We start from the raw sequence: 13,171 nt of genomic DNA on the forward strand, positions 1-13,171 counted from the left end.
GTTCTTAATGCTGGAACAGAGCAATGCTAAAACAACTATTACAACAATCTCAGTCAGTGAATGGTAAAGCGCGTCTTTATGCGTTTGAGAATACCGTTGAACTGACAAACCTCATTCCTCCCACGGTCAGTTATGAGAGTGGAGGACATACACTCATCATCGGGCCGACTTCAATTATTGAAAGCGCCGCAGCGCAGTTGTCTCAAATGGGAAGCTTAACACTGCTATCTACTGATGGTGAGCCTGGCAGCCATGGCAATATTTATTACGCCAGTCAGGTTCAAGTCTCAGGGTTTCTCGGCGCATTTGATGTGCATACACAAAACCATGGCTTGAGCAGCAATCTGGCTCAGGTCGCCATCAATCAACAATGCTTCGATATCGTATTAGATCTTTGCCTCAATAGCTGTATGGATGAGGAGGTGCCTGTTCCGGGTTACTTCCCTGTAGGCAGAGGCTATCCAAAGCTTGCGGATGCTCTGGAAGAGATCCCAAACTTAATGGGGACGTTCGATAAACCGAAGTTTTTTCGACTAGATACCGACCTTTGTGCGCATAGCTCGCGAGGGGTTAAAGGCTGTGAGCGCTGTGTTGACGCTTGCCCCGCAGGTGCTTTGTCTAGTGAAGGGAGTGACAAAACGGGTCATCGAATCGAAATCAACCCGTATTTGTGTCAGGGCGTAGGTACGTGTGCAACGGCTTGCCCGACAGAAGCTATCCACTATGCATTGCCGAACCCTCAAGAAACTCAGCAATTTATTGAGCGTACTTTGGCGAATTATCACCAAGCTGGAGGAGTTGCTCCGATTGTACTGATATGCAGTGAGCGTCACGAAAACTTTAACGTTATGGCGCTAAATGCGTTGCCGGACAACGTTGTTCCTATTGTGGTTGAAGATCTTCCGTCGGTAGGTATCGACTCTTGGTTTGCAGCTTTGGTCAATGGAGCAACACAAGTGTTGTTTGCCGCAAGCAAGCGTATGCCAGCGACGATATTACGCGTTTTGCAAAATGAAGTTGCCACAGCGCAGGAGTTACTGTCTCAAATCGGCATAGAACGAGACACTATCGATATTCTCTACATGGAATCGCTAAGTGAGAGTCGCCCACAATTGCGCGTAGACTCGTTTGATCTGTTACTCGGTGATTTACAAGGTAACAAAAGGCAGCGACTCTTTACGGCTCTTGATTCGCTCGCCCAGACTCGAACTCCGATTGAAAACCTTGTTGAGCTACCTGCTAATGCGCCATACGGCAATATCTCTTGCGAAAGTAAAGACTGCACATTATGCATGAGCTGTGTTGCGGTTTGTCCAACTAGAGCACTTCATACTGACGGACAATCACCATCGCTTAAATTTGTTGAGCAAGACTGTGTTCAATGTGGGCTATGTACCAAAGCCTGCCCTGAAAATGCTCTCACTATGACGCCTCGAATGAACTGGGATGCGACTGGTCGGCAGTCAGTTACGACCATTCACGAAGAAAAGGCGGCGGAATGTATACGCTGCCACAAACCTTTCGCGCCTCAATCTATGATCGATATGCTTCAGAATAAGTTACGTGGTCACTCTCACTTTAATGATGACAGTGCGCTCAACCGTATCGCGATGTGTCAGGACTGCCGAGTCATCGATATGTTTGAAGCGATGGCTGACGATCCGACCAAGCAGCTGAACTATTAGGAGATGAAAGTGGAAGAACAACTTACTTTAAGAGCAGACATCTACTTGATGTTATCAGCGTTGTATCGCCAATGTCCTACTGTGGAATTGGTGCGATTTTTGGCTGATTTGGAAATTGAAAACGCGCCTAGTGATATGCAGTCGGCATGGCAGGCTCTTAAGCAGGCGGCACTTGACGTAAATGCCTCAGCACTTGAAGACGAGTATCACGAGCTGTTTATTGGTATCGGCCGTGGCGAAGTCGTTCCGTTTGCATCTTGGCATCGTACTGGTTCTTTGATGGAGAAGCCGCTTGCCAACATCCGCCATGATCTGAAGTTGTTAGGTCTGGAGAGAGAAGAAAACATCAAAGAGCCAGAAGACCATATTTCAGCCTTATGCGAAGTGATGGCGGTGCTCGTGCGCGAGCAGGATCCTCAGCAACAACGCTTCTTTAATACTCACATTTCGCCTTGGTTCACCTCATTTGTTCGTCAGGTTAAGCAGGCTCAGCACGCACGTTTTTACCTTTCTGTGGCTCAGCTATGCGAAGCGTTCTTAATACTAGAACAGGTGCGGTTCAGCGAAAAGGTGAAGGGCGCTAAAGCTAATTCAAGAATTGATGTGAAAAACGCCGCTGAATACGAGCAGACTCAACGATAAAGCATTCACGTCGAGAAGAGAGACAACAGTCTCCAGATACCTTATTGGTAAGGAAGCAAAATGAAAGACAATAAAGATGTTAATACCAGCCGTCGAGACCTTTTAAAGGGGCTGACTACAGCTGCTGTTGCCGGGGCTGTGGTTGCAGGAACAACTGCGGCAGCGGCTGAAGCTGTACAGCCGGAGAAAGAAACCGCGAAATCAAAAGGTTATCGCGAAACCCAACATATTCGTGATTACTACGACACGCTGTAAGGAGCAGAGCAATGAAATTAGTTAAACGCTCAGACAGCGTGAGCAAAGAACGGAACCCGCTTGGCGTATCGCGTCGTGCATTCATGAGAAACTCTTCGTTGGCGGCGGGTGGCGCTGTTGTAGGCGCTGGATTGTTTGCTCCAGGGATGATTAGAAAAGCAGAAGCAAAGTCTGTGGATCCTCAAGCGGAAACAGAAGTTAAGCGGACGATTTGTTCTCACTGTTCTGTTGGTTGCGGCATTTACGCTGAAGTTCAAGATGGGGTCTGGACAGGGCAGGAGCCTGCATTCGACCACCCATTTAACGCTGGTGGGCATTGTGCGAAAGGTGCCGCTTTGCGTGAACACGGCCACGGCGAGCGCCGTTTGAAATACCCGATGAAATTGGAAGGCGGTAAGTGGAAGAAGCTTTCTTGGGATCAGGCTATCGAAGAAATTGGCGATAAGATTCTGGATATCCGAAAAGACTCCGGACCAGATTCTGTCTACTGGCTAGGTAGCGCGAAACACAGTAATGAACAGGCTTACATGTTCCGTAAAATGGCCTCATTGTGGGGAACAAACAATGTCGACCATCAGGCACGTATTTGTCACTCGACCACGGTTGCAGGGGTAGCGAACACTTGGGGCTATGGAGCGATGACCAACTCGTTCAATGACATGCACAACTGCAAATCGATGCTGTTCATTGGTTCTAACCCCGCGGAGGCTCACCCTGTAGCGATGCAACACATCTTAATCGCCAAGGAAAAGAATAACTGTAAGATCGTTGTCGCAGATCCACGCCGAACACGTACTGCGGCCAAATCTGACCATTACGTGTCACTTCGTCCGGGATCAGATGTGGCGTTTATCTGGGGCATCCTTTGGCATGTGTTTGCCAATCAATGGGAAGACAAAGAATTCATTCGTCAGCGCGTTTTTGGTATGGATGAAATCCGTCAGGAAGTCGCGAAATGGACGCCAGCAGAAGTAGAGCGTGTGACGGGGGTGACTGAAGCGGATGTATACCAAACTGCGAAGCTGCTTTCTGAAAATCGACCGGGTTGTGTTGTCTGGTGTATGGGCGGTACTCAACATACAACAGGGAACAACAACACGCGTGCGTATTGCGTGTTGGAACTCGCATTGGGCAATATGGGTAAATCCGGCGGTGGTGCAAACATTTTCCGTGGTCACGACAATGTTCAGGGCGCTACCGACCTTGGTGTTTTGTCGCATACTTTGCCCGGCTATTACGGCCTGTCAGATGGTGCTTGGAAGCACTGGTCGAAAGTGTGGGGGCTCGATCACGAATGGGTTCAGAAGCGTTTCGATCAAAATGAGTACCGCGGCAAAAAGCCAATGAACAACATGGGGATTCCTGTTTCGCGATGGATTGATGGTGTGCTTGAAAACAAAGACAACATCGAGCAAAAGGATAATATCCGCGCAATGTTTTACTGGGGACACGCAGTGAACTCTCAGACTCGTGGTGTTGAAATGCGCACTGCGATGAAGAAACTGGAGATGATGGTCATTGTGGACCCTTACCCAACAGTGGCAGCGGTCATGAACGATCGTACCGATGGCGTGTACCTTCTTCCTGCGACTACGCAGTTCGAAACTCACGGCAGTGTGACAGCATCAAATCGCTCGATTCAGTGGCGAGACCAAGTCGTGGAACCACTTTTCGACTCTAAGCCTGATCACGAAATCATGTATCTGCTGACCAAGAAACTCGGTTTTGCAGAGCAGCTATTTAAGAATGTTAAAGTCGAAAACAACCAGCCAGTCATCGAAGATATCACACGTGAGTTCAACCGCGGGATGTGGACTATCGGTTATACCGGGCAAAGCCCAGAGCGTTTGAAGTCTCATCAGCAAAACTGGCACACCTTCCATAAAACCTCGTTGGAGGCAGAAGGTGGCCCAGCGCATGGTGATACTTATGGGCTTCCTTGGCCGTGTTGGGGCACCCCTGAAATGAAACACCCAGGGACACACATTCTCTACGATACGTCTAAACCGGTTGCGGAGGGCGGCGGTAATTTCCGTGCTAGATATGGTGTTGAGTATGAAGGCCACAATCTTCTGGCAGAAGATAGCTACTCAAAAGGCAGTGAGATTGAAGACGGCTACCCGGAATTCAGCGATAAGTTGTTAAAATCTCTGGGGTGGTGGGATGATCTAACCGCTGAAGAAAAAGCCGCGGCAGAAGGCAAAAACTGGAAGACAGATTTGTCTGGAGGCATTCAGCGAGTTGCGATTAAGCACGGATGTATCCCTTTTGGCAACGCGAAAGCTCGTGCCATTGTCTGGACATTCCCTGACCGCGTGCCTTTACACCGTGAGCCGTTGTATACGCCACGTCGAGATTTAGTGGCGGATTATCCGACTTGGGATGACAGTGAATCTATCTATCGACTGCCAACCATGTACAAATCAATTCAGGATCAGGATAAATCTGGCGAGTATCCGATCATCCTGACTTCAGGTCGCTTGGTCGAATATGAAGGTGGCGGTGAAGAGACCCGTTCAAACCCTTGGCTTGCTGAACTCCAACAAGAAATGTTTGTTGAGGTGAACCCGAAAGATGCTAATGATCTTGGTTTCCGCGACGGAGACATGGTTTGGGTTGAAGGTGCCGAGAAAGGCCGTATTCACGTCAAAGCGATGGTGACACGTCGAGTGAAGCCGGGCATGGCATTTATCCCATTCCACTTTGGTGGCAAGTTCCAGGGTGAAGATTTGCGAGATAAATACCCAGAAGGTACGGACCCTTACGTGATTGGTGATTCCGCCAATATTGCCACTACCTATGGCTACGATCCTGTCACTCAGATGCAGGAAACCAAAGTCACCCTCTGTAACATTCGTAAAGCGTAAGGAGTTAACCAATGGCTAGAATGAAATTCCTTTGTGATACCAAGCGCTGCATCGAATGTAACGGCTGTGTCACTGCGTGTAAGAATGAAAATGATGATGCGCTAGAGTGGGGTATCCAACGTCGTCGCGTTGTCACTTTAAATGATGGTGAACCGGGCGAGAACTCGATTTCTGTGGCGTGCATGCACTGTACCGATGCACCTTGTATGGCGGTGTGCCCGGCAGACTGCTTTGAACACACCGAAGATGGCATTGTGCTTCATAACAAAGATCTTTGTATTGGTTGTGGTTACTGTTTGTTTGCCTGTCCTTTTGGTGCACCTCAGTTTCCTAAGCAGGAAGCGTTTGGCGAGCGTGGAAAAATGGACAAATGCACTTTCTGTGCTGGTGGCCCTGAAACCGAAGCAGGGTCAGTGGAAGAGCGTCAGAAGTACGGTGCAAACCGCATTGCTGAAGGTAAGCTGCCTATGTGTGCGTCTTTGTGTTCAACGAAAGCTTTGCTAGCGGGTGATGCAGAGAAAGTCTCGGACATTTTCCGTCAGCGTGTAGTTGAGCGCGGCGCGAAGGGCGCAGGCTGGACGAACGGTAATGACCTGTCTTACGACGCCACCAAAAGCTAACGTTGGAGATGGTCATGTTTTCAATGTTTAAACGTGCATCTCTTTTAATGCTGTCGATCATGGCAGCATTAATGTTTGCTTTTTCATTGCCTGCTCAGGCAGAGCAAGAAGAAGCTGATGTTGCACAACGAGAAATGTCTCAATTGGCTGGCGCGGATTTCTGGCGTCAGGTTCGTCAGGGAGAAGAGGGCTACACGACTTCTCAATTCCCAGAGCATGGGATGCTGATCAGTGCTCCCGGCCAGACTTGGTACATTCTCAAAGAAAAGTGGATGTCTCCGGCAGGCGCAGTCGCCATCTTTGGCAGTATTGCGTTCGTGACACTGATGTACATCGTGATTGGCCCTCTGATGCTCAGTGCGCCAAGAACAGGTAAAAAAATCAAGCGTTGGTCTCGATTTGATCGAGCATTGCACTGGAGTATGGCGTTTACGTTCTTAACATTAGCCTTTAGTGGATTGATGTTGGTTTACGGTAAACACTTCCTTAAGCCGTACATTCCATCAGAGTTGTGGGGTTTCATCATTATGTTGGCCAAGCAATACCACAACTACATTGGGCCAATCTTCTATGTGCTGCTGATTTGCGTACTAGTGAAATGGTGGCGCAAGTCGATCTTCAAGAAAGTCGACCTTGTTTGGTTTATGAAGTTGGGTGGCATGGTCGGTAAACACAAAGGCTCTCATCCTTCTGCTGAGTTTTCCAATGCAGGTGAAAAGGCTCTGTTCTGGCTACTTATCGTAGTTGGAACCGCGGTTGCGCTGAGTGGCTTAGTTCTGGACTTCCCGATCTTCGGACAAACGCGACGTGATATGGAGATGTCGAATCTCGTCCATATGGTTGCTGCTCTGATCCTGATTTGTGGCTTTATTTTCCATATCTACATTGGTTTGTTTGGAATGGAAGGCGCACTGGAAGGCATGGTGACGGGCGAAGTCGATGAAACTTGGGCAAAAGAACATCATGACCTGTGGTACGAGGAAATGAAGGCGAAAGAGCACCAAGGAGCTTCGGAGCTTGATAGCGTAAAAGGAGTGCAAACCAATGAACAAACCTCATAAAGGAATTTGGATAGCGTACATCCTAAGTATTTTTACGCCACTTACTTGCTTGATTTCAGGTGTTGTAGCGATTGTCTATGCGGGTTACAGGCTGGATAAAGGTCAGGATGGAGAAGTAATTGATTCACACTATTTTGGTTTGATTCGTACTTTCTTTCTCAATCTGATCTATTTCGTTGTTCTTATCATCACTGTTGCAACGTCTAATGGGGTTTTGAAAGGCGTGAATGATTACTGGTATCAGAACCATATTATTGATGATATCGCTTACTACATTCCCTATGTCGGCATGCTCTTTGGGGCAATAGCGATTGCTGTCTGGTTTGTACGTATGTATCAAGGTATGACCAAACTACGGGCGAATCAGCCGTTTTCATTCAATAAAGGACCGAACCTTTAAATGTACATAGCCCTGTTATCTCAGGGCTTTTTTTGCACCAAGTTAACGCGCTACAGCATGGTGCTCTGTCACCATCTTAGTGCGATTAATTTTAAATCTATCATTTACTATGGGCGTGCTGTAATTATTAAATTTATACCTATCAACTAGATAGGTGCTCTCGACTTCCCATTGATTTGCTGGCACGGTCGTTGCTCCACATTCGCTTTTCAAATTGATGTCACCACTTTGGTGATTTTATTGTGCTACTGCACAGGATAAGTGCGTAGCGAATTGATGGAGACACTTTACAATGAGCGTAACTGCCAGTCAGGTTCACGGAGCGGTTCAAACCTTGACCCAGAGTTCCGATACTCTTTTCCTTCTACTCGGCGCCATTATGGTATTTTTAATGCACGCTGGGTTTGCCTTCCTTGAAGTTGGAACGGTGCGACACAAAAATCAGGTTAACGCACTGGTTAAAATACTCGCTGACTTTGGTATTTCTGCAATTGCTTATTTCTTTATCGGGTATTGGGTTGCGTATGGCGCTAACTTTTTTGCCGATGCCCAAACCTTGTCTCAAGGTAACGGTTATGAATTGGTCAAATTCTTCTTTTTACTGACGTTTGCTGCCGCCATACCAGCGATTGTATCAGGAGGTATTGCAGAGAGAGCACGTTTTTATCCCGTACTTATTGCGACCTTTTTCACCGTTGGGCTCGTATATCCTGTGTTCGAAGGCATGATATGGAACGGAAACTTTGGTCTTCAATCTTGGTTTGAAGCTCACTTTGGTTACGGATTCCATGATTTTGCAGGGTCCGTTGTTGTCCATGGTGTAGGGGGCTGGATCGCATTAGTTGCGGTAGTGTTCCTTGGTATGAGGAAAGGCAGAATTCGCGCTGGAAAGCACACTAACTTTGCTCCTTCCAATATTCCATTTCTCGCGCTTGGCGCTTGGATTTTGTGTGTGGGCTGGTTTGGGTTTAACGTCATGTCAGCACAAACACTTAATGGAATCAGCGGCCTCGTTGCAATGAACTCTCTAATGGCGATGGTAGGAGGCATTGTTGTGTCTTTGATTGCGGGTAAAAATGACCCCGGCTTCATTCACAATGGCCCACTTGCTGGTTTGGTTGCTGTATGTGCTGGCTCAGACCTGATGCATCCTATTGGTGCTCTAATTACAGGTAGTATTGCGGGTGCCTTGTTTGTTTACCTGTTTACGTACTTGCAAAACAAAACCAAGATTGATGATGTGCTGGGTGTTTGGCCTTTACATGGCGTATGTGGCGCGTGGGGCGGCATTGCCGCAGGGATATTTGGCCAAAGCGCACTAGGCGGTCTGGGAGGCGTTAGTGTCAGTGTACAGGTGCTCGGTACTTTAGCTGGTATCACAATTGCCCTTATAGGAGCTTTAATTGTGTATGGGGTCATCCATAAAGTATCAGGGTTACGCTTATCAGAAGAAGATGAGTTTAACGGTGCAGATTTAGCTATCCATAAGATCTCTTCTACCAATGAAGACTAAACAAACAATATTTTAAAGCGGCCTTTGGGCCGCTTTTTTGTTTCACTTCACATAAATACAGTAGAACTTGAATGGGTGCGACCATGGTCTAATTCCAACCGCTTCTGATGCTTAACTCTAAGTGCTAAGCTAGCAAAAAAGCATAAGAGAAAGGAATGTCGTATGAAATTTCCGTATCAAAACGTCGTTGTACTTACTGGGGCAGGTATTTCGGCTGAGTCAGGGATTCAGACTTTTAGAGCTCAGGATGGTTTATGGGAAGATCATCGCATTGAAGATGTGGCAACGCCCGAGGGTTTTGAGCGCAATCCAGACCTCGTGCAGGACTTCTACAATCAGCGTCGTTTAAAGCTTCAGGAAGAGGGTATAGAACCCAATGCCGCCCATTTAGCTTTGGGGCGCCTTGAGAAAGAACTCGAGGGTACAGTAACCATCATCACGCAAAATATTGATAACCTTCATGAGCGCGGTGGAAGTGTGAATGTGATTCATATGCATGGAGAGCTACTGAAAGCACGATGCAGTGAATCTAATCAGGTTGTTGAAGAGAAGGGTGAAGTTAAGACAGGAGACCTTTGTCACTGCTGTCAAATTCCTTCTCAGATGCGACCTCACGTTGTCTGGTTCGGAGAGATGCCTTTGCGAATGGGCGATATCTACGAATCATTAGAAAAAGCGGATTTGTTTATCTCGATTGGTACGTCTGGGGTGGTATATCCAGCCGCAGGGTTTGTACATGATGCCAAAATGCATGGAGCGCATACGCTTGAAATCAATCTTGAACCTAGTGCGGTTGAGAGTGAGTTTGAAGAAAAACGCTATGGTAAAGCAAGTATCGAGGTACCTAAGCTGGTCGAAGAAATCTTAGCGTTGCAAGAGCCAAACGTTAAACACGCTTAATTCAGTCACTCTCGGCGCCTTTGCGCTGAGAGTTTTTCATTTCATACATAGCTTTATCCGTTTTTATCAGGTTCTCTTTTAAGGTTTCAGGTGTAGAGGCCTCAATGCCGTAGCTGAATAAGATTTGTTCTTCGACCAAGTCTTTTTTGATTCTATCGATGAAGGCTTCACCTTCTCCCGGGCCAACCACAATTACAAACTCATCTCCGCCGATGCGAAATGCTTTATCCGTAGGGCTTACCGATGCATTGACGGCTTGCGCGAAACGGATGATGGCTAAATCGCCACTGGCGTGCCCTTGAGTGTCGTTGATTTGCTTTAGGCCATCTAAGTCGATGTAGATTAAATCAAACTGTTTACGTGCGATCGAGAACAGCTTCTTACGGTTAAAAAGCCCTGTCAGCTCATCTGTATACGCATGCTCGCTCATTTGGCGAAACAACCGAGTCACACCGAAAGCAATTAATAGATAGGCAATTTGGATTCCCCCATCTTCAATCAATGTATGGGTGAATTCGTTATTGTCTGTCCATTGATCTAAAACGGGAATTTCCGTCAAGATATCATAAGCTTGATTGACGACTAGGAGTATCAACCCCCATTTTATGAAGGTGTTGTTGCGGTACAATTCACGTGAAACAAAGTATATGAAAAGAAGAACGAATAGAGTATTGGCTTCAAAAAGAAGGTCACTATAGGATTCAGGGTTTGTTTGATAGCTGATTGTCGTAACCAGTATCGCAAGCCCAGACAGCACGCAGAAGCCAGACAGGAATCTTTTGTACCTTACAATCATAGCGTCCTCGATCCATGAGAAAACAAATAAAGCGGCTTGAGCCGCTTTATTAAGTATATAACTGAAAACAAGTTTACGTTTTTAGTTGTCAACTTTTAACTTCTGGAAGTACTCGTCGTATAGCACACTTGCTTCACCAACTTCGTCTTGCCAGGTTCCACTGTCCATCACTTCTTGAGGCGGGAAGATGCTTGGATCGTTTGCAAATTCTTCAGGTAGCAACTTATGCGCTGTTGCAACAGGAGTTGGGTAGCCGATTTCTAGAGCGATTTTCGCTGCATTTTCTGGGCGCAGAAGGAAATCGATCATCTTATGAGCTGCATCCACATTCTTCGCTTCTGCAGGAATCGCTAGGCTATCCATCCAGAAGATAGTGCCTTTTTCTGGCCAGATAATGTCAATGGATGCGCCTTCCTGACGAGCCATGTAAGCAGAGCCGTTCCAAAGCATACCTAGAGATACTTCACCAGCTAAGTACGGGTTTGCAGGGAAGTCTGAGTTGAACACCAATACATTTGGCATCAGCTTCTTCAGTTCTTCGTAGGCTGCTTTAATTTCGTCTGGGTTCGTCGTGTTTGGTGAGTAACCCAGTTTAGTCAATGCGATATGGAATACTTCACGTGAGTCATCCATGAGCATCAACTGACCTTCCCATTTGCTGTCCCAGAAGTCGTCCCATTTGGTGACGGAAGACTTGTCTAGCATGTCTGAGTTGATACCAATGCCAGTCGCACCCCAGATATAAGGGATAGAATAATTGTTGTTCGGGTCGAAAGGCTTGTTCAGGAAGTTTGTATCAAGATCAGCGAAGTGCGACAGTTTTTTCTTGTCGATTTCTTGCAGCATACCTTCTTTACGCATCTTAGAAACGAAATAAGTAGACGGTACTACTAAATCGTAACCCGATCCTTGAGTCTTAAGCTTGGCATACATGCTTTCATTTGACTCGTAGGTAGAGTAAATAACCTTGATTCCAGTTTCTTTCGTAAAGTCTTCAAGAACTTCATTTGGAATGTATTCAGACCAGTTGTAGAAGTAGAGTTCTTGATCAGCAGCCATTGCAGGTGAAGCGATCAGAGACGCTGCGCAAAGTGCACTTGCATAGAATTTACTTTTCATTCTTTTTCCGTTTTGTTTTTGCTGAATCAGTAAACCGTCAGCCCTGACGATGTTTGGAGATAAAGCCGTGAGTAAAGATGTTTATCGTAACGACAAACCATACAGAAAAGAATTATATCAGCCAATAACGAAAATAGGCAGCTAATGCTGCCTATTTCGAAGAAAATGAATGCTTATTGACCTGCTTTCAGCTTCATGAAGTAATCTTCATATTTCACAGTCAGATCACCAACGGCATCTTGCCATTCAACTCGATCTAGATCTTCTTGAGAAGGGAAGAGCGGGGCAACATCTTTAAACTTCGCGTTCGACGCTTCAACGGCGGTTAGGTAGCCAGTGTCACGAGAGATTTGCTCCGCTATTTCAGGTCTTAGAAGGAAGTCGATCATCTTATGCGCTGCGTCTACGTTTGCTGCACCGGATGAAATCGCAAAGTTATCCACCCAACCAATTCCTCCCTCTTTAGGGAATACCAGTTTAAGGTTCATACCTTCACTTTGAGCCGCCGCCGCACTGCCATTCCACAGCATGCCTACGCCGACTTCACCTGACATATAAGGTGCGCCCGGATTATCAGAGTTAAACACTAGTACGTTGGGCATTAATTTTTGCAGCTCAGCGTAAGCTTCATCGATTTGCTTCGGATCGGTTGAATTGCCCGAATAACCCAGCTTGCGTAGTGCAATATGGAACACTTCACGGGTATCATCCATCAGCATGACCTGACCTTCAAGCTCTGGGTTCCATAAATCTGCCCAGCTCTGAAAATCGTTCGGGTCATACATATCGGCGTTTACCGCTAGACCAGTAATCGCAACAACGTGAGGGATAGAGTAGTCATTGTTAGGGTCATAAGGTTTATCCAGATAGTTTTTATCCAGATTATCAAAGTTGCTCAGCTTCGATTTATCGATTTTTTGCAGCATACCTTCATCGCGCATTTTGGCGACGAAATACGTTGAAGGTACAACCAAATCGTAACCTTGATTGTGTGTCTTTAGCTTGGCGTATAAGGTTTCATTTGACTCGTAAGTCGAGTAGATAACCTTAATACCTGTCTCCTTGGTAAATTGTTCCAGAAGGCTGCTATTGATGTATGGCCCCCAGTTCATAAATACCAGTTCTTTGTTTTCATCGGCGAGCACTGAACTTGAGAACAGTGAAAGCGCGTATGCACTACCAGCTAAAAAAGTAGCCCATTTTTTCATTGACGTTAGCTCCAAACCAAACGTTGCCGAATGCTCTTGAGTAATCACGTAAGCATAAACGGCGGTCGATAGAAAAACAGAATGACATCAAGCCATTCTGTTTCA

General features: G+C 46.5%; 11 protein-coding genes and 1 pseudogene. 9 read left to right on the forward strand and 3 right to left on the reverse strand.

The annotated features are described in order from the left end of the window. The first annotated feature begins 23 nt into the window (after nucleotides 1-23). The 9 genes and pseudogenes from QMA41_RS01755 to cobB form a co-directional block, all read left to right on the forward strand. Complete coding sequence (locus QMA41_RS01755) at nucleotides 24-1,685, forward strand: 4Fe-4S dicluster domain-containing protein (RefSeq protein WP_281628688.1); 1,662 nt, start codon at nucleotides 24-26, stop codon at nucleotides 1,683-1,685. A 3-nt stretch (nucleotides 1,686-1,688) separates the two neighbouring features. Beyond that, a complete protein-coding gene (locus QMA41_RS01760) occupies nucleotides 1,689-2,327 on the forward strand; it encodes a molecular chaperone TorD family protein (protein ID WP_281628689.1) in 639 nt (212 codons plus the stop codon). Between the two features lie 60 nt (nucleotides 2,328-2,387). Further along, on the forward strand, nucleotides 2,388-2,582 hold the full coding sequence (locus QMA41_RS01765; RefSeq protein ID WP_281628690.1) for a transcriptional initiation protein Tat: 195 nt from the start codon (nucleotides 2,388-2,390) through the stop codon (nucleotides 2,580-2,582). A gap of 11 nt (nucleotides 2,583-2,593) precedes the next feature. Continuing rightward, nucleotides 2,594-5,449: a formate dehydrogenase subunit alpha gene (locus QMA41_RS01770; protein ID WP_281628691.1), complete on the forward strand. Its 2,856-nt coding sequence runs from the start codon at nucleotides 2,594-2,596 to the stop codon at nucleotides 5,447-5,449. A gap of 11 nt (nucleotides 5,450-5,460) precedes the next feature. Continuing rightward, the gene (gene fdh3B / locus QMA41_RS01775; RefSeq protein ID WP_006962293.1) at nucleotides 5,461-6,069 is read left to right on the forward strand and encodes a formate dehydrogenase FDH3 subunit beta; all 609 of its coding nucleotides are present in this window, start codon (nucleotides 5,461-5,463) and stop codon (nucleotides 6,067-6,069) included. Between the two features lie 14 nt (nucleotides 6,070-6,083). Beyond that, the gene (locus QMA41_RS01780) at nucleotides 6,084-7,130 is read left to right on the forward strand and encodes a formate dehydrogenase subunit gamma (protein ID WP_281628692.1); all 1,047 of its coding nucleotides are present in this window, start codon (nucleotides 6,084-6,086) and stop codon (nucleotides 7,128-7,130) included. Beyond that, nucleotides 7,114-7,530: a hypothetical protein gene (locus QMA41_RS01785; RefSeq protein WP_281628693.1), complete on the forward strand. Its 417-nt coding sequence runs from the start codon at nucleotides 7,114-7,116 to the stop codon at nucleotides 7,528-7,530. The genes QMA41_RS01780 and QMA41_RS01785 overlap by 17 nt, the downstream gene beginning before the upstream one ends. Before the next feature lie 292 nt (nucleotides 7,531-7,822). After that, nucleotides 7,823-9,043, forward strand: coding sequence for an ammonium transporter (locus QMA41_RS01790; protein WP_281628694.1), 1,221 nt, complete (start codon nucleotides 7,823-7,825; stop codon nucleotides 9,041-9,043). Nucleotides 9,044-9,199: 156 nt separating this feature from the next. Then, nucleotides 9,200-9,943: pseudogene (gene cobB / locus QMA41_RS01795) on the forward strand (Sir2 family NAD+-dependent deacetylase); the annotation flags it as partial. A 1-nt stretch (nucleotide 9,944) separates the two neighbouring features. Here cobB and QMA41_RS01800 read toward each other — a convergent pair. From QMA41_RS01800 to QMA41_RS01810, 3 genes are all read right to left on the reverse strand, one after another. Beyond that, nucleotides 9,945-10,739 carry a GGDEF domain-containing protein gene (locus QMA41_RS01800; protein ID WP_019274975.1) on the reverse strand — a complete coding sequence of 265 codons (795 nt, stop codon included), beginning with the start codon at nucleotides 10,737-10,739 and terminating at the stop codon, nucleotides 9,945-9,947. 81 nt (nucleotides 10,740-10,820) lie between these two features. Beyond that, entirely contained in the window at nucleotides 10,821-11,858 is a 1,038-nt protein-coding gene (locus QMA41_RS01805) for an extracellular solute-binding protein (protein WP_006962287.1), read from the reverse strand. Between the two features lie 173 nt (nucleotides 11,859-12,031). Beyond that, the gene (locus QMA41_RS01810; protein WP_281628695.1) at nucleotides 12,032-13,066 is read right to left on the reverse strand and encodes an extracellular solute-binding protein; all 1,035 of its coding nucleotides are present in this window, start codon (nucleotides 13,064-13,066) and stop codon (nucleotides 12,032-12,034) included. Nucleotides 13,067-13,171: the final 105 nt, after the last annotated feature.

The sequence above is a fragment of the Vibrio sp. St2 genome, assembly GCF_947311885.1.
Lineage (GTDB): Bacteria > Pseudomonadota > Gammaproteobacteria > Enterobacterales > Vibrionaceae > Vibrio > Vibrio coralliilyticus.

Bases quoted from the DNA above. Each gene is read 5' to 3' on its own strand.
- QMA41_RS01755 (WP_281628688.1), top strand. From the start codon at position 24: ATGCTAAAACAACTATTACAACAATCTCAGTCAGTGAATGGTAAAGCG.
- QMA41_RS01760 (WP_281628689.1), top strand. From the start codon at position 1,689: ATGAAAGTGGAAGAACAACTTACTTTAAGAGCAGACATCTACTTGATG.
- QMA41_RS01765 (WP_281628690.1), top strand. From the start codon at position 2,388: ATGAAAGACAATAAAGATGTTAATACCAGCCGTCGAGACCTTTTAAAG.
- QMA41_RS01770 (WP_281628691.1), top strand. From the start codon at position 2,594: ATGAAATTAGTTAAACGCTCAGACAGCGTGAGCAAAGAACGGAACCCG.
- fdh3B (WP_006962293.1), top strand. From the start codon at position 5,461: ATGGCTAGAATGAAATTCCTTTGTGATACCAAGCGCTGCATCGAATGT.
- QMA41_RS01780 (WP_281628692.1), top strand. From the start codon at position 6,084: ATGTTTTCAATGTTTAAACGTGCATCTCTTTTAATGCTGTCGATCATG.
- QMA41_RS01785 (WP_281628693.1), top strand. From the start codon at position 7,114: ATGAACAAACCTCATAAAGGAATTTGGATAGCGTACATCCTAAGTATT.
- QMA41_RS01790 (WP_281628694.1), top strand. From the start codon at position 7,823: ATGAGCGTAACTGCCAGTCAGGTTCACGGAGCGGTTCAAACCTTGACC.
- QMA41_RS01800 (WP_019274975.1), bottom strand. From the start codon at position 10,739: ATGATTGTAAGGTACAAAAGATTCCTGTCTGGCTTCTGCGTGCTGTCT.
- QMA41_RS01805 (WP_006962287.1), bottom strand. From the start codon at position 11,858: ATGAAAAGTAAATTCTATGCAAGTGCACTTTGCGCAGCGTCTCTGATC.
- QMA41_RS01810 (WP_281628695.1), bottom strand. From the start codon at position 13,066: ATGAAAAAATGGGCTACTTTTTTAGCTGGTAGTGCATACGCGCTTTCA.